This window comes from Pseudomonas jinjuensis, assembly GCF_900103845.1.
Classification (GTDB): domain Bacteria; phylum Pseudomonadota; class Gammaproteobacteria; order Pseudomonadales; family Pseudomonadaceae; genus Pseudomonas; species Pseudomonas jinjuensis.
In genome coordinates this window covers 211,495-230,921 of sequence record NZ_FNIJ01000001.1, presented here as the reverse complement: position 1 = coordinate 230,921, position 19,427 = coordinate 211,495, and the positions used below count along the sequence as shown (strand labels likewise).

General features: G+C 64.0%; 18 protein-coding genes. 10 read left to right on the top strand and 8 right to left on the bottom strand.

Going from position 1 to position 19,427, the window contains the following annotated elements:
* Positions 1-11 precede the first annotated feature (11 nt).
* From BLR75_RS01095 to cobA, 6 genes are all read left to right on the top strand, one after another.
* Complete coding sequence (locus BLR75_RS01095) at positions 12-590, top strand: ANTAR domain-containing response regulator (protein ID WP_084310422.1); 579 nt, start codon at positions 12-14, stop codon at positions 588-590.
* Positions 591-1,112: 522 nt separating this feature from the next.
* The gene (locus BLR75_RS01090) at positions 1,113-1,712 is read left to right on the top strand and encodes a hypothetical protein (RefSeq protein ID WP_371858106.1); all 600 of its coding nucleotides are present in this window, start codon (positions 1,113-1,115) and stop codon (positions 1,710-1,712) included.
* Between the two features lie 256 nt (positions 1,713-1,968).
* Positions 1,969-2,418 carry a thioesterase family protein gene (locus BLR75_RS01085; RefSeq protein WP_084310424.1) on the top strand — a complete coding sequence of 150 codons (450 nt, stop codon included), beginning with the start codon at positions 1,969-1,971 and terminating at the stop codon, positions 2,416-2,418.
* A 349-nt stretch (positions 2,419-2,767) separates the two neighbouring features.
* The gene (locus tag BLR75_RS01080) at positions 2,768-3,979 is read left to right on the top strand and encodes a nitrate/nitrite transporter (protein ID WP_084310425.1); all 1,212 of its coding nucleotides are present in this window, start codon (positions 2,768-2,770) and stop codon (positions 3,977-3,979) included.
* 11 nt (positions 3,980-3,990) lie between these two features.
* On the top strand, positions 3,991-5,682 hold the full coding sequence (locus BLR75_RS01075) for a bifunctional protein-serine/threonine kinase/phosphatase (protein WP_084310426.1): 1,692 nt from the start codon (positions 3,991-3,993) through the stop codon (positions 5,680-5,682).
* Positions 5,683-5,925: 243 nt separating this feature from the next.
* On the top strand, positions 5,926-6,663 hold the full coding sequence (cobA, locus tag BLR75_RS01070; RefSeq protein ID WP_084310427.1) for a uroporphyrinogen-III C-methyltransferase: 738 nt from the start codon (positions 5,926-5,928) through the stop codon (positions 6,661-6,663).
* A gap of 65 nt (positions 6,664-6,728) precedes the next feature.
* Here the strand turns inward: cobA and BLR75_RS01065 are convergent, their stop codons facing one another.
* The 8 genes from BLR75_RS01065 to ppsA form a co-directional block, all read right to left on the bottom strand.
* The gene (locus BLR75_RS01065) at positions 6,729-7,790 is read right to left on the bottom strand and encodes an OmpA family protein (protein ID WP_084310428.1); all 1,062 of its coding nucleotides are present in this window, start codon (positions 7,788-7,790) and stop codon (positions 6,729-6,731) included.
* A 108-nt stretch (positions 7,791-7,898) separates the two neighbouring features.
* A complete protein-coding gene (gene sigX, locus BLR75_RS01060) occupies positions 7,899-8,489 on the bottom strand; it encodes an RNA polymerase sigma factor SigX (protein ID WP_084310429.1) in 591 nt (196 codons plus the stop codon).
* 68 nt (positions 8,490-8,557) lie between these two features.
* Positions 8,558-9,382, bottom strand: coding sequence for a mechanosensitive ion channel family protein (locus tag BLR75_RS01055; RefSeq protein WP_084310430.1), 825 nt, complete (start codon positions 9,380-9,382; stop codon positions 8,558-8,560).
* 2 nt (positions 9,383-9,384) lie between these two features.
* Positions 9,385-9,633, bottom strand: coding sequence for a CrfX protein (locus tag BLR75_RS01050; RefSeq protein ID WP_084310431.1), 249 nt, complete (start codon positions 9,631-9,633; stop codon positions 9,385-9,387).
* Positions 9,634-9,686: 53 nt separating this feature from the next.
* On the bottom strand, positions 9,687-10,685 hold the full coding sequence (locus tag BLR75_RS01045) for a zinc transporter ZntB (protein ID WP_084310432.1): 999 nt from the start codon (positions 10,683-10,685) through the stop codon (positions 9,687-9,689).
* A gap of 124 nt (positions 10,686-10,809) precedes the next feature.
* Positions 10,810-11,298, bottom strand: coding sequence for a ribonuclease E activity regulator RraA (gene rraA, locus BLR75_RS01040; RefSeq protein WP_084310433.1), 489 nt, complete (start codon positions 11,296-11,298; stop codon positions 10,810-10,812).
* A gap of 136 nt (positions 11,299-11,434) precedes the next feature.
* The gene (locus tag BLR75_RS01035) at positions 11,435-12,415 is read right to left on the bottom strand and encodes an alpha/beta fold hydrolase (RefSeq protein ID WP_084310434.1); all 981 of its coding nucleotides are present in this window, start codon (positions 12,413-12,415) and stop codon (positions 11,435-11,437) included.
* Between the two features lie 62 nt (positions 12,416-12,477).
* Positions 12,478-14,847, bottom strand: a complete 2,370-nt coding sequence (ppsA, locus tag BLR75_RS01030) for a phosphoenolpyruvate synthase (RefSeq protein WP_084310435.1) — start codon at positions 14,845-14,847, stop codon at positions 12,478-12,480.
* 167 nt (positions 14,848-15,014) lie between these two features.
* Here ppsA and ppsR point away from each other — a divergent pair, with 167 nt between their 5' ends.
* The 4 genes from ppsR to BLR75_RS01010 all read left to right on the top strand — a co-directional run bounded on the left by ppsR (position 15,015) and on the right by BLR75_RS01010 (position 19,177).
* Complete coding sequence (ppsR, locus tag BLR75_RS01025) at positions 15,015-15,833, top strand: posphoenolpyruvate synthetase regulatory kinase/phosphorylase PpsR (protein ID WP_084310436.1); 819 nt, start codon at positions 15,015-15,017, stop codon at positions 15,831-15,833.
* Positions 15,834-16,115: 282 nt separating this feature from the next.
* On the top strand, positions 16,116-16,655 hold the full coding sequence (gene rloA / locus BLR75_RS01020; RefSeq protein ID WP_084310437.1) for a retropepsin-like aspartic peptidase RloA: 540 nt from the start codon (positions 16,116-16,118) through the stop codon (positions 16,653-16,655).
* 5 nt (positions 16,656-16,660) lie between these two features.
* Positions 16,661-18,187, top strand: a complete 1,527-nt coding sequence (gene rloB, locus BLR75_RS01015) for an osmotic stress tolerance membrane protein RloB (protein WP_084310438.1) — start codon at positions 16,661-16,663, stop codon at positions 18,185-18,187.
* Positions 18,188-18,190: 3 nt separating this feature from the next.
* On the top strand, positions 18,191-19,177 hold the full coding sequence (locus tag BLR75_RS01010) for an alpha-L-glutamate ligase-like protein (protein ID WP_084310439.1): 987 nt from the start codon (positions 18,191-18,193) through the stop codon (positions 19,175-19,177).
* Positions 19,178-19,427: the final 250 nt, after the last annotated feature.

Genomic DNA, 19,427 nt, shown 5'->3' with positions numbered 1-19,427 from the left:
CGAGGCGTCCCATGCTGCGTATCCTGCTGATCAACGACACCCCGAAGAAAGTCGGCCGCCTGAAGAGCGCGCTGGTGGAGGCCGGTTTCGATGTCGTCGACGAATCCGGGCTGACCGCCGACCTGCCGCAGCGGGTCGAGGCGCTGCGTCCGGACGTGATCCTCATCGACACCGATTCCCCCGGCCGCGACGTGCTGGAGCAGGTCGTCCTGGTCTCCCGCGACCAGCCCCGCCCGGTCGTCATGTTCACCGACGAACACGACCCGCAGGTGATGCGCCAGGCCATCCGCTCCGGGGTCAGCGCCTATATCGTCGAAGGCATCCAGACCGACCGCCTGCGCCCCATCCTGGAGGTCGCCATGGCCCGCTTCGAAAGCGACCAGGCACTGCGCGCGCAACTGCATGCCCGCGACCAGCAGCTCGCCGAGCGCAAGCGCATCGAACTGGCCAAGGGCCTGCTCATGAAGATGAAAGGCTGCACGGAAGAAAACGCCTACACCCTGATGCGGCGCCAGGCGATGAGCCGGCAGCAGAAGCTCATCCAGGTTGCCGAGCAGGTCATCGCCATGCACGAAATGCTCGGAAACTGAAGACACCGTTCGTCGGCGTACGACGCCGATCAGGCAGCCCATTGACGCCATTTTCAGCGAAACCAGGAAACTTCCCGGCGAACTGGCTGAAACCGCCGTCCGGCAAGGTTTGCTTGGTTTTTCATGGACTTGGAGCTGCCCTGCCGGAGCTGCCGTCCGTCGGGCATTTTGCTCGATTTTTGAACAATCCAGCCAGCCGGCACTCAGATTGATGCCTGCGCTGATCTACCCACTACCCAGCCCTGATCAGCCACGCACATAACTATTCGAAATCTGGAGCTGCACATCCTGATGTGCACCGGGGGCCTCTTTTTCCCTGAAAAAAGAGGTTGGCGTTTGAACATATGAGGAACGATTCACATGAAGCAGCGTGAACCCAGTCTGAACTAGAAAAACTATCAAGCGAAAAAATTACATTAATTGGTGCCCACTGCATCGCACACCAACTTATTTGTAAAACAAGAGGTAACCCCCATGGAGCTGCATCACCTAATGACTTCGCTGCTCAAGCAGGAAGCAACCATGGAACTGATTCGCATGGGCATCGTTTATGCCCACCTGATCGCCTGCTGCGTGGCGATCGGCCTGGTCCTGACCAGCGACCTGGCAATGATCAAGCAACTTGTCCGTGGCGATAACAACTCCCATGACGACAAGAACCATCTCGATTCCCTGAAGAAAACGGTATTGCTCGCCCTTGCGGTGCTCTGGGCTACCGGCATCGGCATCATCTCGCTGGATTATCTGGTCAAGGGTTCCGAATATTTCCTCAACCCGAAGCTTCAGGCAAAGATCCTCATCGTGGTGTTGCTGACCATCAACGGCTTCCTGCTGCACAGCCTCGTCATGCCCGCCATGAGCAAGGCCGGCTCGCTGCTGAAGCTGGAGGTCAATACCCGGACCCTTACGGTATTCTCGGGCGTGGTTTCGGGAGTGTCCTGGTTCTACGCGGCCATGCTGGGCATCGCCCGCCCGCTGAACTGGAAGTATTCGCTCGGCGAGATCATGTTCGCCTATCCGCTCATCATCGCCCTTGGCTTCGTCACGATGACGCTGCTGGTGAAGTGGGCAAGCCAGAAAGCGGAAAACCAGATGGCAGGCGCGCAACTGGCCGCATGCTGAATAATGACCGGGCAGGGACGCCCGGCTACCCCACTCATATATAAGATCCGCATGCTGGTTATCCGATAGTTACATCGAACCGCAAGATCGAATATCTATCCTGCATCTAGATGCAATATAAGAACCCCACCGGAAATACTTCGGATAATCCTTAAAAAAGCATCCATCCGAAATACAGTCCATTCGGATGATCCTCTCCCCCGCCATTACCCACTAGAATCCAGGTCACACCCAGACACCCTCGCCGAGGAACATCGTGGCCCGCCTGACCCTGGAATTTCCCGAACATCTGTACTGCTATCACACCGTGCTGACCGTCCGCACCACCGACATCAACGGCGGCGGCCATCTCGGCAACGACGCCATGATCTCGATGATTTCCGAAGCCCGGGCGCGCTTCCTCTACGAGTGCCACATCACCGAAGGCGTCGACGCCAACGGCATCGGCTACGTAGCCACCGACCTGGCCACCACCTACCGCGCCGAAGCCTTCGCCCGCGACAAGCTGCGCTTCGACATGGGCATGATGGATCTCAACAAGTACGGCGGCGACATCGTCTTCCGCGTCACCCGCATCGAGGATGGCAAGCTCATCGCCATGGCCAAGACCGGTTTCGTGTTCTTCGACTACCGGGCAAGGAAAGTCGTGCCCATTCCCGAGGAAGTCCGCAAGGCCATTCCTGCGCAGGCCAACTGGCTGGCCTGAGCCATGCCCCACGCGGGCGCGCCGGAGCCACCCCGCGCCCCGTAATGGCCCAGGCCGCATCCCTCATCCCTAGCGAAACCCGCAGAATCACCGGCAACGGCGAAACTGGCCCGGCAATTGCTGGTCACCCTGCGTGGTAATCAACGGCGGTTACCCAAGCTCAACGACAAAGGCGTCGCTTCCATCCCCGTTCCGGCGGGAGTGGAGCGGCGCCTTTTCGTTTCGGCCCCGGTGCTGGGGCCCGGACGCGCCCTGGCAGCCGTCCAGCGGGAAATCAGGAGCCCGCAGCCCCGCTGCATGCAGCGAGGGCAGCGACGCGGGCATGCAACCGTTGCTGATGAGGTGTTCGATGAATACAAGCTTCTGGAAAGCCGGCCACACGCCGACTCTGTTCGCCGCCTTCCTCTATTTCGACCTGAGCTTCATGGTCTGGTACGTGCTCGGCCCGCTGGCCGTGCAGATAGCCGCCGACCTGCAACTGACCACCCAGGAACGCGCCCTGATGGTCGCCACTCCGATCCTTTCCGGAGCGGTGCTGCGCTTCCTGATGGGGCTGCTGGCGGACCGCTGGTCGCCGAAAAGCGCCGGATTGCTCGGCCAGGTGATCGTCATCGCCTCCCTGTTCGGCGCCTGGCAGCTGGGCATCCACAGCCTCGAACAGGCGCTCCTGCTCGGCGTGCTGCTGGGCGTGGCCGGCGCCTCCTTCGCCGTCGCCCTGCCATTGGCGTCGCAGTGGTATCCGCCGCAGCACCAGGGCAAGGCCATGGGCATCGCCGGCGCGGGGAATTCCGGCACCGTGCTCGCCGCGCTGTTCGCCCCGGCCATCGCAGCTGCATTCGGCTGGCAGAACGTGTTCGGCTTCGCCCTGGTTCCGCTGGTGCTCGCCCTGGCGGTCTTCGCCCTCTGCGCACGCAATGCCCCCGAACGCGCGCCGGCGAAGTCGCTGCGTGACTACCTGAAGGCGCTGGGCGATCTCGACAGCTGGTGGTTCATGTTCTTCTACAGCGTGACCTTCGGCGGCTTCCTCGGGCTGGCCAGTACCCTGCCCGGCTACTTCCACGACCAGTACGGCCTCGACCCGGTGAAGGCCGGCTACTACACCGCCGCCTGCGTCTTTGCCGGCAGCCTGATGCGCCCGCTCGGCGGCGCCCTGGCCGACCGCATCGGCGGCATCCGCAGCCTGCTGGCGATGTACACGGTCGCGTCGGTATGCATCGCCGCCGTCGGCTTCAACCTGCCCAGCTCCTTCGTCGCCCTCGCCCTGTTCGTGGTCGCCATGCTCAGCCTGGGGGCGGGCAACGGCGCGGTGTTCCAGCTCGTGCCGCAGCGTTTCCGCCAGACCATCGGAGTGATGACCGGGCTGATCGGCATGGCCGGCGGCATCGGCGGCTTCTGCCTCACCGCCGGACTCGGCGCGATCAAGCAGGCCACCGGCGACTATCAGCTCGGCCTCTGGCTGTTCGCCAGCCTCGGCGTGGTGGCCTGGTTCGGCCTGCAGGGCGTGAAGCAGCGCTGGCGCACCACCTGGGGCTCCGCCGCGGTCACCGCCGCGCGCGTATGAACCAGCCAGCCATGATCGACCAGGCGCAGGGCCCGAACGTCCTGCGCCTGGAGTTCGCCCAGGCGAGCGCCTGCGGGCCGCGCGCGGAGAACCAGGACGCCGTGCGCGTGGTCACCCCGCCTGCCGACCTGGCGGCGAGCAAGGGACACCTTTTCGCCATCGCCGACGGCGTCAGCCAGTGCGCCGACGGCGGCCTGGCCGCCCGCGTGACCCTGCAGGCACTGGCCCAGGACTACTACGCCACCCCGGAGACCTGGGCGGTCGCCCAGTCGCTGGATCGCCTGCTGCTATCGCACAACCGCTGGCTGCAGGCCAACGGCGGCGGCCAGCCGCTCCTCACTACGCTGACCGCGCTGATCCTGCGCGGCCGGCGTTTCACCCTCGCCCATGTCGGCGACTGCCGGCTCTATCGCTGGCAGGACGGGCAGCTGGAATGCCTGACCCGGGACCACGTATGGGAACAACCGGGCATGGAGCATGTGCTGAAACGGGCCCTGGGCCTCGACCAGCATCTGGTGGTGGACTATCGCGACGGCGAGCTGGAGTCCGGGCAGTCGTTCCTGCTGGTCAGCGACGGCGTCTGGGCGACTCTCGGCGACAACCGTATCCGCCAGATCGTCGGCGACGCCCAGGGCCTGCAGGGCTGCGTGGACGCGCTGGTCAATGCCGCCCATCTCGCCGGCAGCCAGGACAATGCCAGCGCGCTGCTGGTACGCATCGACGCCCTGCCCCAGGCGGCCCTCGGCGACACCCTGGCCCAGCTCGCCCACTGGCCCGCCCCGCCAGCGCTGCGCAACGGCCAGAGCTTCGAAGGCTGGGATGTGGACGGTCGTGCCGGACAATCGCGGCAGTCGCTGATCTACCGGGTTCGCGATCCGCAGGAACGCAGCTGGCTGCTGAAGACCCTTCCGGCGGAACTGCTCGACGATCCCGCCGCCGCCCAGGCGCTGCTGCTGGAGGAGTGGTTCCTGCGCCGCGTGCAGAGCCGCCATTTCCCGGAACTGCACAGCCTGCCGCAACGACAGCATCTCTATTACGTGATGCGCGACTACCCCGGCCGGACGCTGGCCAGGCAGTTGCTGCTGGACGGCCCGCTGCAGCTCAGCGACTGGCTGGACCTCGCCCCGCGCCTGCTGCGCGCGCTCGGCCAGCTGCATCGGCGCAATATCATCCACCGCGACATCAAGCCGGAGAACCTGCATCGCGGCGACGACGGCGAACTGCGCCTGCTCGACTTCGGCCTCGCCTATTGTCCCGGACTGTCCGAAGACGAAGCCCACAGCCTGCCCGGTACCCCGAGCTATCTCGCCCCGGAAGCCTTCGCCGGCGCCGCGCCGGATGCCCGGCAGGATCTCTACGCCAGCGGGGTGACGCTCTACCTGCTGCTGACCGGACAGTATCCCTACGGCGAGATCGAGGCGTTCCAGCATCCAAGATTCGGCGCCCCGACCCCGGCCAGCCGCTATCGCCCGGACCTGCCAGGCTGGCTCGATGACTGGCTGCTGAAGGCGGTGGCGAGCGAGCCGGCACAACGTTTCGAAACCGCCGAGGAAGCCCTGCTGGCCCTCGAACACGGCGAGCGTCAGCCTGCCCCGCGACCTCGCCCGCTGCTGGAGCGCGAGCCACTGAAAGTCTGGCGCTCGGTCGCGCTGGGCTCGCTGTTGCTCAACCTCGTCCTGCTGTTCTGGCTGCTCAAGGGCTGACGCCCCCGGCTGGAACGCTGGCGCACCATGGCAGTGCAGGCGTGCGTGGAGATTCGCGAAAACAGGCGATTTCGGGGCTGCACCGGTTGGCACGCTGCCTGCAATGAACAATTCGACAATTCACTAAAGCGCGTTCCTCAACGCAGAGGCCGCACTTCCCGAGCGATCGGGACACTGGACAAAGGCGTCCTTGCCGGGCAACCGGCGGGACGCCTTTTTTGTTTCTCACGATCGGAGAATGATATGAACGGCAAAGTCTGGCTCATCGGCGCCGGCCCCGGCGACCCGGAACTGCTGACCCTCAAGGCGGTGCGCGCGCTGCGCCAGGCCGAAGTGGTGCTGATCGACGACCTGGTGAATCCCGCAGTACTGGAACACTGCTCCGCCGCACGGGTGATCCGCGTCGGCAAGCGCGGCGGCTGCCGCTCCACTCCCCAGGCGTTCATCCACCGGTTGATGCTGCGCTACGCCCGCCAGGGGAAATGCGTGGCCCGGCTCAAGGGCGGTGACCCGTGCATCTTCGGACGAGGCGGCGAGGAAGCCGAATGGCTGTCCGCGCGGGGCGTCGACTGCGAACTGGTCAACGGCATCACCGCCGGACTGGCTGGCGCCACCCAATGCGGCATTCCCTTGACGCTGCGCGGAATCAGCCGCGGCGTGACTTTGGTCACTGCCCACACCCAGGACGACAGCGCGCCCAACTGGAGCGCCCTCGCCCAGGGCGGCACCACGCTGGTGGTGTACATGGGCGTGGCCCGGCTGCAGGAAATCCGCGATGGCCTGCTGAGCGGAGGAATGTCGCCAGGCATGCCGGTGGCGATGATCGAGAATGCCTCGCTTCCCTGGCAACGCGAGCAGCGCGGCCAACTGGGCACGCTGCTGGAGGACGCGGCGAGCTTCCAGCTGAAAAGCCCGGCGATCCTGGTGATCGGCGAGGTTGCGGCTGTCGCGGCGGAACAGGCCGTTGCCCGCAGCGCCTGAGCACGAATCCCGGACAAAGAAAAACCCGGCCTGGGCCGGGTTTTTCTCGGGAGCCAGGAGCAGGATTACTGCTTGGCCTGGGCTTCCACTTCGGCTTCTACGCGACGGTTGACCGCGCGGCCTTCAGCGGTGGCGTTGTCGGCAACCGGACGGCTCTCGCCGTAGCCGACTGCGTCCACGCGACCACCTTCCACACCGTACTCGTTGACCAGCACGTCACGAACGGCGTTGGCACGACGCTCGGACAGCTTCTGGTTGTAGGCGTCGGTGCCGACGGAGTCGGTGTGGCCTTCAACGGTGGTGTTGGTGGACGGGTACTGCTTCATGAAGTCAGCCAGGTTCTTGATGTCCGCGTAGCTGTTTTCCTTCACTTTCGACTTGTCGAAATCGAATTTCACGTCCAGCTGGACGCGAACGACTTCAGCCACGGCCGGGCAGCCGTTGGCATCGACGGTGACGTTGGCCGGGGTGTTCGGGCACTGGTCGACGTTGTCGCAGACGCCGTCGTTGTCGGAGTCGGCGCAGACTTCAGCGACCGGTTCCGGAGCCGGAGCCGGAGCGGCACCGCCACCGAAGTTCATGCCGACGCCCAGGCCGGCCATCCACTCGCCCTGGTGACCGTTGTCACGCTTCTCCAGGCCGTACTGACCATCGAGGCTGGCCTTGGCGAAGAAGTTCTCGGTGAAGTAGTACTTCAGACCGGTACCGACGTTGGCCATGGTCAGGTTCTGACGGCTGCCGTTGGCGTCGTGGATGTTGGTGATGCTCTGATGGCCCAGACCAGCCGAGACGTACGGACGCAGGGCGCCGGCGCCCGGGGTGCCGAAGTGGTAGATCGCATCCAGCGAGGTCAGGTTGCCGTGCACCTTCTTGTTGCCGGTTTCGTAGGTGCCACGCATGTCGTGGTATTCACCGTAGGAAAGCGCCAACTCGACGTCATCGGTCAGGAAGTAGCCAATCGAGCCACCGTACAGATTGCCGTTCTTCATGTCACGAACGCTGTCGGTGAAGTAGCGCTTGCCGAAGGCTTCCACCTCGACCGAGTTCTGGCCTTGGGCGAACGCGTTCACAGCGGAGGCGGCGATCAAGGAGCCAATAACGACGCCTAAGGTGTTCTTCAGTTTCATCCGTTAAATCCCCATCTTGGTGGTCAGTAAGTTGCCGAACTATAGGCCGCACAACTTGGGTTGCAAGTTTATCAGAACTCGCCAAATAGAGTGACAATATTTCCAGGGCTATGTTTCGGCTTCGCCGGAAAACTTTTCGCGCAGGCGATCGAGTGCCCGCTTGTAGCGCATCTTCGTCGCGCTCAGGCCCATGTGCATGATGTCCGCGATCTCCTGGAACTCCAGTTCCGCAACAAAACGCAGCACCAGAATTTCCCGATCGATGGGATTGACATGAACTAGCCAGCGGTCCAGCCCCCCCTTTTCCTCGACCTTGGGCGCCTTCTCTTCCGACGCTTCTTCCACTGGATCGAGGCTCAGGGCGTCAAGCAATCGACGTTTGCGTCGTTCCTTGCGGTACTGGGTAATGCACTCGTTGTAAGTGATGCTGTATAGCCAAGTTTTGAACTTCGATTTACCTTCGAAGTTCTTCAGACCATACAAAACCTTCAGCATCACTTCTTGACATACATCATCGGCGTCCCGGTCATTGCCCAGGTAACGCGCGCAGACGTTGAACAAAGTGCGCTGATAACGGCGCATCAGCTCTTCATAGGCCCGCGTCACATGGAAGAGTTCCTCGTGAGCGCGTTGAACCAGCTCCTCGTCGGTGAGCTGGCGCGGGTCGTAGCGCAAGGGCAATGAGTGCGGCTTGTTCAAGTCAGGTCTGGCCGGATCGTGTCGGAAACCGATGCGGCTCTCGGCGAGCGCATCGGCGCGGAATCATCTCAGCGACTGGTCACACGCTGATCGAGCAGGCTGCGGTTGGCGATGGAAACCAACTCCCCCTCCTCCGTCAGCAGGATAGTCTTGATGGTGCCAATTTCCTCGATGATGCCTTCGACATCAGCCACTTTCACTTCTTGCCCGACCTGATAGAGCTCCCGCACATAGATGCCGGCGATGATCTGGCCGGCGATTTCCCGGCTTCCCAACCCCAGCGCCAGGGCCGCCGCCAAACCGACGGATATCAGCACGATGGCGATGATGTTGTTCAGCAGGTCGGTCTTGACCTCCAGCTGGCCGATGGCCACCGAGATGCTGATGATGATCACCAGCCACTGGGCGACGCGCCCCAGGCCATTGGCATACTCCAGCCCCACCCCGTCGGCGGCGCCGCGGACCAGGCCGTTGGCGAGCTGCGCCAGCAGGACGCCGACGATCAGCACCAGCGCCGCGCCGAACACCTTCGGCAGGTAGAGCGCGAGCATGTCCAGGGTCGCCGACACGCGCTGCAGGCCAAGGGATTCGGCGGCCGAAACCAGGAAGATCAGCAGCACGAACCAGTAGATGATCTTGCCCACCAGCGTGGAGACGGGCACCTGGATGCCGGCGCGCAGCAGCAGCTTGGTGAGGCCGGTGCCGGCCATCAGCCGATCGAGGCCGAGCTTGGCGAGCAGCTTGGACAGCAGGGTATCGAGCAGCTTGGCGACGATGAAGCCCAGCAGCACGACGACCAGGGCGCCGAGCAGGTTGGGAATGAAGCCGGCCAGCTTGCCCCACAGGGTGTTCATGGCTGTGAGCAGGCTTTGCGTCCAGATGTCGAATTGCATGTTCAGTCGGCCTTGTCAGCGGAAGGTGCGGGATTCTGCGATTGACGCGATACGGGGGCAAGATGCGCAGCGCCCTTGCTGACGCCGATCACCAGCGCTTCCAGCCAGTGCCCCATGAGACTGAATAGATCTCCGGCGCCGACCTGCCGGTTGGCGGTCTTCAGCACGCGCCCCAGGCGCTTCTCGTCGTCGGGCCGCTCCGGCGGCATCCGCAACAGGTCGCGCAGGGATTCTTCGAATGGATCGTGCATGCACACCTCGCCTCTGTGTGGTGCTTGACGCAGCCCCGGTTTCACAAGTCACATCAGAGCCAGCGTAGCCGGCGGAACACCCACCACTCGAACGCCCCGATGCCGGCGACGATGACGCATGCCACGGCGAAGCCGTGTGGAGCGTCCGAGCCGGGAATACCGCCCAAATTGATACCCAGGAGCCCGGTCACGAAGCTCAGCGGCAGGAAGAAACCGGTAATGATACCAAGGAGATACATGGTGCGGTTCATTCGTTCGGTGATTCTGCGATGTTCCGCCTCCTGGATCAGGCTGATCCTCTCGCGGATGAGCTCCAGCTCCTCCAGATTTCGCGTCAGCCGGTTGCACAGCTCGTTCCAGTAATCGGCATCGTCCTCGACAGTCCACGACAGCTTGAGGCGAACCAGTTGCAGGTAGATGTCACGCTGCGGCGCCAGGTAGCGGCGCAGGCCGGCCGCGCGGCGGCGCAGGACGCGCAGCTGGTGCTGGTCGGGAATGTTGCGCTCGTCGTCCTCGATCGCTTCCTCCATGCCGTCGAGCTTGTCGGCGAGGCCGCCGACCAGGGTGTCCACGCGATCGGTCAGGTAATGCGCAAGGGCCAGCAGCAGCTCCGAGCTGGTCTTCGGACCCTTCCCCGCATCCAGGTCGGCGCACACCTCGGCGACCGCCTTGAGCGGGCGCATGCGCAGGGAAATCAGGCGCTGCGACTCGGCGAACACGCGCAGGGAGACCATGTCTTCCGGCGCTGCGCCAGGATTGAGGTTGACCCCGCGGAGAAACGCCAGCAGGCGCTCCGCCCCCAGGTCGAGGATGCGTGGGCGCGTCGCTTCCTCCAGAAGCAGATCGCAGGCGAACTCGTTCAGCCCGCTGGATTCGCGCAACCAGACCTGGGCCTCCGGAACCCCGCGGTCCCAGTGCAGCCAGAGGGTTTCCTCGGGCCTGAGGTCCAGCAGCGGCAGTTCGTTGCGCGCCACCTGCCGGCCGCCACCGCGCCCGTCGAGGACGTAGCCGTAGATCAACCCGCGCTCGGTGGCGCTTTCGTATTGCTGCATGCCTTCATCCCATGAATGGCAGGAAACCCGCCGGAACAGCCGCGGGCTTCCCCGAAACGGCAGCGGAAATCATTGCGAGACAATGACTTCCGGCCCAGCTCGGACAGCGCCGGGGGCGCCGGGTTCACTCAGGCATCTTCAGCGCCTGCGGCGAAACGATGATGCCGTTGTTGTCGGCGTAGACGAACTCGCCCGGGCGGAAGGTGATGCCGCCGAAGGTCACCGGCACATTGAGGTCGCCGATGCCGCGCTTGTCGGTCTTCATCGGATGGCTGGCCAGGGCCTGCACGCCGAGCTCGGTCTGGGCGATCACGTCGACGTCACGGATGCAGCCGTACACCACGATGCCTTCCCAGCCGTTCTTCGCCGCCTTCTCCGCCAGCATGTCGCCAAGCAGCGCGCGACGCAGCGAACCGCCGCCGTCGACCACCAGCACCTTGCCCTTGCCGTCCTTCTCCACCTGCTCCTTGACCAGCGAGTTGTCCTCGAAGCACTTGATGGTGACGATTTCGCCGCCGAAGGAATCGCGTCCGCCGAAATTGCTGAACATCGGCTCGACGACCTGCACCAGGTCAGGATAGGCATCGCACAGGTCGGGGGTTACGTAATGCATGAGAAGCTCCTCCAATGAACACCGCTATCGAATGAATACGCCCGCTCGCCAGGCACGAAGATCTTTCAGGCGTTCCAGTCTAGCGACTGCCACGCCCGCACGAAACGCTGGAAAATCGCAGCGATGCCGCCACGTTTCAGACCGATGCCGGCGCGTCCGCACGCTTCGGCAATGCGCCATGCTCCAGCCAGTGCCGCACCAGAGGCCAGACCTCGCCCCGGGCGTTCCTGCCGATCAGCATGTCGACGTGGCCGTAATCCTCGGCGAATCCCTGGCGACGCCCCAGGCGGAGGTACTCGCGGACGTCGGAACCGAACTGTTCCAGCAGGGTTCGACAGGCCCAGGGCGGGTCCTGATGGTCGCCATCGGCCGCGACCGCCAGGACCGGCACGCGCACGGCCTCCAGGCCCTGCCACCAGTCCCGCTCGCCATCGCCGAAGCGGCCGAACAGGCCGTACCAGCGCAGCGCCTCCAGCGCCAGGCCGATCGGCTCGTCCTCCGGGCCACGGCGAAGCCTGGGGCCTGATAGCCGGCCGAAACGCCTGAGCAGGAAACGCCCGCTCCACTCCACCGGCGGCAGCTTGAGCGGCCAGTAGGTTCGACTGACCTGGCTGCCGAACAGCGCCACGCTGGCCGCCTCCGGCTCGCCCAGATATCCCCCGCCGAACGCCGCGGCCAGCGTGATGCCGCCCAGCGAATGGCCGATCCAGTGCGGAATGCCGCCGTTCTGCTCGATGACGAAGCGGGCGATGGCCGGCAGGTCGTAGCGCGCATAGTCGGCCACCCGGTTGCGCGAGTAATCGAGATTGCGCTGCGACAGGCCGTGCCCGCGCATCTCCGGAATCCACACATCGAAACCGGCGCGCGCCAGGTACGGCCCCAGCCCTACGCACTTCGGCGAATACCAGAAGCGGCGATTGGAGAAACTGCCGTGCAGGAGGATGACCGGGACGCCCCGCGCCTCCTCTTTCCCCGGCATACCCAGGCGAGTCAGCGCCAGTTCGACGCTGGGATCCTGACTGTTGCCGGGCTTCAGGCGGTAGACGTCTTCGGTCAGGTCGCCGCGCAATTCGGCGCTCAACAGCGCGACGGGAAACAGCTCACTACTGCTTTGCATGATTTCGGCTGGCACAAAAAAGGGCGGTTATGCACCGCCCTTTTCAGTTGATCGAAGGGTCGTCAGACCTGCTCTTCCGCGAGGAAGAACCAGGTGTCGAGAACCGAGTCCGGGTTCAGCGAGACGCTTTCGATGCCCTGCTCCATCAGCCACTTGGCCAGGTCCGGGTGGTCCGACGGGCCCTGACCGCAGATGCCGATGTACTTGCCGGCCTTGTTGCAGGCGGCGATGGCATTGGCGAGCAGCTTCTTGACCGCCGGGTTACGCTCGTCGAACAGGTGGGCGACGATGCCGGAGTCGCGATCCAGGCCCAGGGTCAGCTGAGTCAGGTCGTTGGAGCCGATGGAGAAGCCGTCGAAGTACTCGAGGAACTCGTCAGCCAGCAGGGCGTTGGACGGCAGTTCGCACATCATGATGACGCGCAGGCCGTTCTCGCCACGCTTCAGGCCATTGCTCGCCAGCAGGTCGACGACCTGGGAGGCTTCGCCCAGGGTGCGGACGAACGGAACCATCAGCTCGACGTTGGTCAGGCCCATCTCGTTGCGGACCTTCTTCATCGCCCGGCATTCGAGCTCGAAGCAGTCGCGGAACGATTCGCTGATGTAGCGCGAGGCGCCGCGGAAGCCGAGCATCGGGTTCTCTTCTTCCGGCTCGTACAGCTTGCCGCCGATCAGGTTGGCGTATTCGTTGGACTTGAAGTCCGACAGGCGCACGATGACCTTCTTCGGCCAGAAGGCCGCGGCCAGGGTGCTGACGCCTTCCACCAGCTTCTCGACGTAGAAGCCGACCGGATCGTCGTAGCCGGCGATGCGCTTCTCGACGCTTTCCTTGACGTCGGCCGGCAGGCTGGCGAAGTTCAGCAGCGCCTTCGGGTGCACGCCGATCATGCGGTTGATGATGAATTCCAGACGGGCCAGGCCCACGCCTTCGTTCGGCAGCTGGGCGAAGTCGAAGGCGCGGTCCGGGTTGCCGACGTTCATCATGATCTTGAACGGCAGCTGCGGCATGGCGTCGACCGAGTTCTGACGCACGTCGAAGCCCAGTTCGCCTTCGTAGATCAGGCCGGTGTCGCCTTCGGCGCAGGAAACGGTCACGCGCTGGCCGTCTTCCAGCAGCGCAGTGGCGTTGCCGCAGCCGACCACGGCCGGAATGCCCAGCTCACGGGCGATGATCGCCGCGTGGCAGGTACGGCCGCCGCGGTTGGTGACGATGGCGCTGGCGCGCTTCATCACCGGTTCCCAGTCCGGGTCGGTCATGTCGGAGACCAGCACGTCGCCCGGCTGGACCTTGTCCATCTCGGAAACGTCGTGGATCACCTTGACCGGACCGGCGCCGATGCGCTGGCCGATGGCGCGGCCTTCGACCAGGACCTTGCCCTTCTCCTTCAGCAGGTAGCGCTCCATGACGTTGGCGCTGCTGCGGCTCTTCACGGTTTCCGGACGGGCCTGAACGATGTACAGCTTGCCGTCGTCACCGTCCTTCGCCCACTCGATGTCCATCGGACGCTCGTAGTGTTTCTCGATGATCAGCGCCTGCTTGGCCAGTTCGGTGACCTCGGCGTCGGTCAGGGCGAAGCGGGCACGATCGGCCTTCTCCACGTCGACCACCTTGACCGACTTGCCGGCCTTGGCTTCGTCGCCGTAGACCATCTTGATCGCCTTGCTGCCCAGGTTGCGACGCAGGATGGCCGGGCGGCCGGCTTCCAGGGTCGGCTTGTGCACGTAGAATTCGTCGGGGTTCACCGCGCCCTGCACCACGGTCTCGCCGAGGCCGTAGGCGCCGGTGATGAACACCACGTCACGGAAGCCGGATTCGGTATCCAGGGTGAACATCACGCCGGCGGTGCCGGTTTCCGAGCGGACCATGCGCTGCACGCCGGCGGACAGGGCGACCAGCTTGTGGTCGAAGCCCTGGTGCACGCGGTAGGCGATGGCGCGGTCGTTGAACAGGGAAGCGAATACTTCCTTGGCGGCGCGGATCACGTTGTCCACGCCACGGATGTTCAGGAAGGTTTCCTGCTGGCCGGCGAAGGAGGCGTCCGGCAGGTCTTCGGCGGTGGCGGAGGAGCGTACGGCCACGGCCATGTTGTCGTTGCCGCCGGCCATTTCGGCGAAGGCCTTGCGGATGTCGGCATCCAGCTGGGCGGGGAACTCGGCGTCCATCACCCACTGGCGGATCTGCGCGCCGGTCTTGGCCAGGGCATTCACGTCATCGACATCAAGGGCGTCCAGCGCCGCATGGATTTGATCATTCAGGCCGCTCTGCTCGAGGAAATCCCGGTAGGCCTGAGCGGTGGTGGCGAAACCACCCGGAACCGAAACGCCGGCGCCGGCGAGGTTGCTGATCATTTCGCCCAGGGATGCGTTCTTGCCCCCCACACGTTCGACATCGTGGACGCCGAGCTTATCGAGGGAAACTACGTACTCTACCAAGGTGATCTCTCCACTAAATGTTTGAAAAGCTCAAACAGGGCTGGGGCTGCGCCGCCGTTTCCTGGCCTGGGCCTGAAAAATAAGTGACAATGCCCGGCAATCGGCCTGGCAAAAAGCGCGGCCTATCATAACCAAGAATCGTTCCTACCTTAAGGCCCGCAGCGCAAATGAAACGTACGGCATTTTTTATCTCCGACGGCACCGGCATCACGGCCGAAACCCTCGGGCAAAGCCTCCTTGCGCAGTTCGAGAACATCAACTTCGTCAAACTGACGCGGCCCTACATCGATACCGAAGAAAAAGCGCGCGCAATGGTACAGCAAATCAACGCCGCTGCCGAGCAGGACGGGCTGCGTCCGATCATCTTCGACACCATCGTGAACCGCGAGATCCGTGCCGTGCTGGCTCAGTCGAACGGCTTCATGATTGACATCTTCTCGACCTTTTTGTCCCCTCTGGAGCAGGAATTATCTTCAGATTCATCCTACTCGGTCGGCAAGTCGCACAGCATCAGCCACAACACCAACTACATGGACCGCATCGATGCGGTGAACTTCGCCCTCGACAACGACGACGGCGCCCGCACCCATTACTACAACAAGGCCGACCTGATCCTGGTCGGCGTCTCGCGCTGCGGCAAGACGCCCACCTGCCTGTACATGGCCCTGCAGTACGGCATCCGCGCCGCCAACTACCCGCTCACCGAAGAAGACATGGAGCGCCTGCAACTGCCCAATGCGCTCAAGCAGCACAAGCACAAGCTGTTCGGCCTGACCATCGATCCCGATCGCCTCACCGCCATCCGCAACGAGCGCAAGCCCAACAGCCGCTACGCCAGCTTCGCCCAGTGCGAGTTCGAAGTGCGCGAGGTGGAGAACCTGTTCCGCCGCGAGAACATCAACTACATCAACTCCACGCATTTCTCGGTGGAGGAAATATCGGCGAAGATTCTTGTCGAAAAGGGCGTCGAACGGCGTCTCAAGTAAAGCTCAAGCTATTGAATGCAAAAGAAAAGCCGGCCAAGAGCCGGCTTTTCTCTGGGCCACAGGCACCACTCTCCGACCAACGGGCCGCGACATGGCACAAATGCCCCGCAGGATGGCCAATCGACTGTCGCCGGCGAAAAACCGCATGGTAGAATGCCGCCCGCTTTTGTCCGCCGCAGCGACCGCAAAGCCCCGCCGGACAAGGGCTTGACCACAACCCGAGGCATTTGCCGGACCAATTCATTCCCCAGGGCCTCGCGGCCGTCCCACGCACCAGGACCTATGAGACTCAAGCCCACCGCCCTGCTCTTCCTGCTTGCCTTCCTTGTCTCCGGCGCCGCCCATTCCGCCGGAAAGACGGTTTACGGCCTGAACGAATACGCCCGCATCGACGCCCTCGGCGTGGAACTCGCGGCCAAGCTCGACACCGGCGCCAAGACCGCATCGCTGAGCGCGCGGGATATCCAGCGCTTCAAGCGCGACGGCGAGACCTGGGTGCGCTTCCACCTGGCCACCGACGACGCCGACAGCCAGGCGATCGAGCGCCCGCTGGCACGTATCAGCAAGATCAAGCGCCGCCACGGCGACTTCGACCCCGATGAAGAAAAGACCTACACCGCCCGCCCGGTCATCGAACTGGATGTCTGCATGGGCAAGGTGCGCCGCGCCATCGAGGTGAACCTCACCGACCGCAGCGCCTTCCAGTACCCGCTGCTGATCGGCTCCGACGCGCTCAAGCGCTTCGGCGCGCTGGTCGACCCGAGTCTCAAGTACGCCGCCGGCAAGCCCGGCTGCGAACCCGTTGCCAAACCTGCCGAGTAATCCGCATGCGCTCTCTTACCCTGCATCTGAAGGTCCTGATCGCCGCCCTGGTGACATTGGGCATCGCGATCACCGCCTACCAGATCTTCGTCCTGGGCATCCCGATGACCGAGGCCGAGACCGATGACCTGTGGAACATCGACGCCAAGGTCGAGTTCGTCGCCACGCCGAAGACGCCGGTCAAGCTGCAGATGTTCGTGCCCCCGCTGACCCAGGACTACGTCAGCCTCAACGAGAGCTTCGTCTCCAACAACTACGGCGTGAGCATCAACCGCGCCGACGGCAACCGCAAGGTGACCTGGTCCTCGCGCCGCGCCAACGGCAAGCAGACCCTCTACTACCGCCTGGTGCTGACCAAGCGCTTCAGCGGCGAGAAGGTCAAGGAAAAGGGCCCGATCTTCCGCGACAGCCCGCCCCTGGAAGGCCCGGACAAGATCGCCGCCGAAGCCCTGCTCGCCCCCATCCGCCAGCACTCGGCGGACGTCGAGACCTTCGTCAGCGAAACCATCAAGCGCGCCAACAACCTGGGCGACGACAACGTCAAGCTGCTGCTCGCCGGCGACACCAGCCTGGAGAAGCGTTCGCACGTCGTCGAAACCCTGCTGGCCATCGCCCACGTGCCGATGGAGCGGGTGCACACCCTGCGCCTGCTGGCCAACCAGCAGCAATCGCCGGAACTCTGGCTGCGCAGCTACAACGGCAAGGACTGGCTGTACTTCAACCCGGAAACCGGCGAACAGGGCCTGCCCTCCGACCGCCTGATCTGGTGGCTGGGCGATGAGAGCCTGGTGACCGTCGAAGGCGGCAAGCGGCCGCAGGTCAGCTTCAGCCTGAACAGCAGCGAGATGAACGCCATCCGCCTGGCCAAGCTGTCCGACGAGACTTCCGACGCGGACTTCCTCGAGTACTCCCTGTACGGCCTGCCGCTGTCCACCCAGCAGACCTTCCAGATCATGATCATGATCCCGTTCGGCGTGCTGGTGATCCTGGTCCTGCGCAACCTGATCGGCATCCAGACCCTCGGCACCTTCACCCCGGTGCTGATCGCCCTGGCCTTCCGCGAAACCGGCCTGCAGTGGGGCATCGCCCTGTTCACCATCGTCACCGCGCTGGGCCTGTCGCTACGCTCCTACCTGGAACACCTGAAGCTGCAGATGCTGCCGCGCCTGTCGGTGGTGCTGACCTTCGTGGTGGTGATGATCGCGGTGATCAGCCTGTTCAGCCACAAGCTCGGCTTCGAAAGCGGCCTGTCGATCGCCCTCTTCCCGATGGTGATCCTGACCATGAGCATCGAACGCCTGTCGATCACCTGGGAAGAGCGCGGCGCCGCCCACGCCATGAAGGCCGCCATCGGCACGCTGTTCGCCGCCTCGCTGGCGCACATCCTGATGCGCGTTCCGGAGCTGGTGTACTTCGTGTTCACCTTCCCGGCGGTGCTGCTGATCCTGGTCGGATTCATGCTCGCCATGGGCCGTTACCGCGGCTACCGGCTGACCGAGCTGTTCCGCTTCAAAGCCTTCCTGAAGGACTGAGCCATGTTCGGCCTGATCAAACGCTGGAAAGCCCTTGAAGCCAAGGGGATCATGGGCATCAACCGACGCAATGCGGACTACGTGCTGAAGTACAACAAGCGGCACCTGTACCCCATCGTCGACGACAAGATCATCACCAAGCTGCGCGCCATCGAGGCCGGCATCCATGTCCCGGAGATGTACGGGATCATCGAGACCGAGAAGGAAATCGACAAGCTGCGCGGCATCATCGGCGAGCGCAGCGACTTCGTGATCAAGCCGGCGCAGGGCGCCGGCGGCGATGGCATCCTGGTCATCGCCGACCGCTTCGAGGACCGCTACAAGACGGTCTCCGGGCGGATCATCAGCCACGAGGAAATCGAGCACCAGATTTCCAGCATCCTCACCGGCCTCTACTCCCTCGGCGGCCACCGCGACCGCGCGCTGATCGAGTACCGCGTCACGCCCGACCAGATCTTCAAGAGCATCAGCTACGAGGGCGTGCCGGACATCCGCATCATCGTGCTGATGGGCTACCCGGTGATGGCCATGCTGCGCCTGCCGACCCGCCAGTCCAACGGCAAGGCCAACCTGCACCAGGGCGCCATCGGCGTCGGCGTGGACCTGGCCACCGGCGTGACGCTCAAGGGCACCTGGCTGAACAACAAGATCAGCAAGCACCCGGATACCGCCAACGCGGTGGATGGCGTGCAACTGCCGAACTGGGACGGCTTCATGAAGCTCGCCGCCGGCTGCTACGAACTGTGCGGCCTGGGCTACATCGGCGTGGACATGGTGCTGGACCAGGACAAGGGTCCGCTGATCCTGGAACTCAACGCCCGCCCCGGCCTGAACATCCAGATCGCCAACGACTGCGGCCTGACCCTGCGCACCCATGCCGTCGAGGCGCGCCTGGAAGAGCTGCGCGCCAAGGGCGTGAAGGAGCCCCCCGAGGAGCGCGTGCGCTTCTCCCAGGGGCTGTTCGGGCATGTGCGGCCGAAGGAAGTCTGAGCGAGCTTCGGTGCAGGCTGCATCGTTCCCGGACGCCCCCGCTCCCACACGGGATCGCGGGCAAGCTCGCTCCTACATGTCAACGCTGCACCCGTAGGAGCGAGCCTGCTCGCGAACAAAATGCGCTGAAATACCAGGACAGTCGCTCCTACAGGAGGCTCGGCGCTGGGCTCAATTGCCAAAAGGCGACCCGACCATGAGCCCGCGCGACCGTCTGCCGCACGGACTCTAGGATCGACGTCCGCGGCAG

Bases quoted from the DNA above. Each gene is read 5' to 3' on its own strand.
- BLR75_RS01050 (WP_084310431.1), bottom strand. From the start codon at position 9,633: ATGCACGATCCATTCGAAGAATCCCTGCGCGACCTGTTGCGGATGCCG.
- rraA (WP_084310433.1), bottom strand. From the start codon at position 11,298: ATGCATTACGTAACCCCCGACCTGTGCGATGCCTATCCTGACCTGGTG.
- BLR75_RS01035 (WP_084310434.1), bottom strand. From the start codon at position 12,415: ATGCAAAGCAGTAGTGAGCTGTTTCCCGTCGCGCTGTTGAGCGCCGAA.
- rloA (WP_084310437.1), top strand. From the start codon at position 16,116: ATGAGACTCAAGCCCACCGCCCTGCTCTTCCTGCTTGCCTTCCTTGTC.
- BLR75_RS01080 (WP_084310425.1), top strand. From the start codon at position 2,768: ATGAATACAAGCTTCTGGAAAGCCGGCCACACGCCGACTCTGTTCGCC.
- BLR75_RS01090 (WP_371858106.1), top strand. From the start codon at position 1,113: ATGGAACTGATTCGCATGGGCATCGTTTATGCCCACCTGATCGCCTGC.
- ppsR (WP_084310436.1), top strand. From the start codon at position 15,015: ATGAAACGTACGGCATTTTTTATCTCCGACGGCACCGGCATCACGGCC.
- BLR75_RS01075 (WP_084310426.1), top strand. From the start codon at position 3,991: ATGATCGACCAGGCGCAGGGCCCGAACGTCCTGCGCCTGGAGTTCGCC.
- BLR75_RS01095 (WP_084310422.1), top strand. From the start codon at position 12: ATGCTGCGTATCCTGCTGATCAACGACACCCCGAAGAAAGTCGGCCGC.
- BLR75_RS01065 (WP_084310428.1), bottom strand. From the start codon at position 7,790: ATGAAACTGAAGAACACCTTAGGCGTCGTTATTGGCTCCTTGATCGCC.
- BLR75_RS01010 (WP_084310439.1), top strand. From the start codon at position 18,191: ATGTTCGGCCTGATCAAACGCTGGAAAGCCCTTGAAGCCAAGGGGATC.
- BLR75_RS01055 (WP_084310430.1), bottom strand. From the start codon at position 9,382: ATGCAATTCGACATCTGGACGCAAAGCCTGCTCACAGCCATGAACACC.
- rloB (WP_084310438.1), top strand. From the start codon at position 16,661: ATGCGCTCTCTTACCCTGCATCTGAAGGTCCTGATCGCCGCCCTGGTG.
- cobA (WP_084310427.1), top strand. From the start codon at position 5,926: ATGAACGGCAAAGTCTGGCTCATCGGCGCCGGCCCCGGCGACCCGGAA.
- BLR75_RS01045 (WP_084310432.1), bottom strand. From the start codon at position 10,685: ATGCAGCAATACGAAAGCGCCACCGAGCGCGGGTTGATCTACGGCTAC.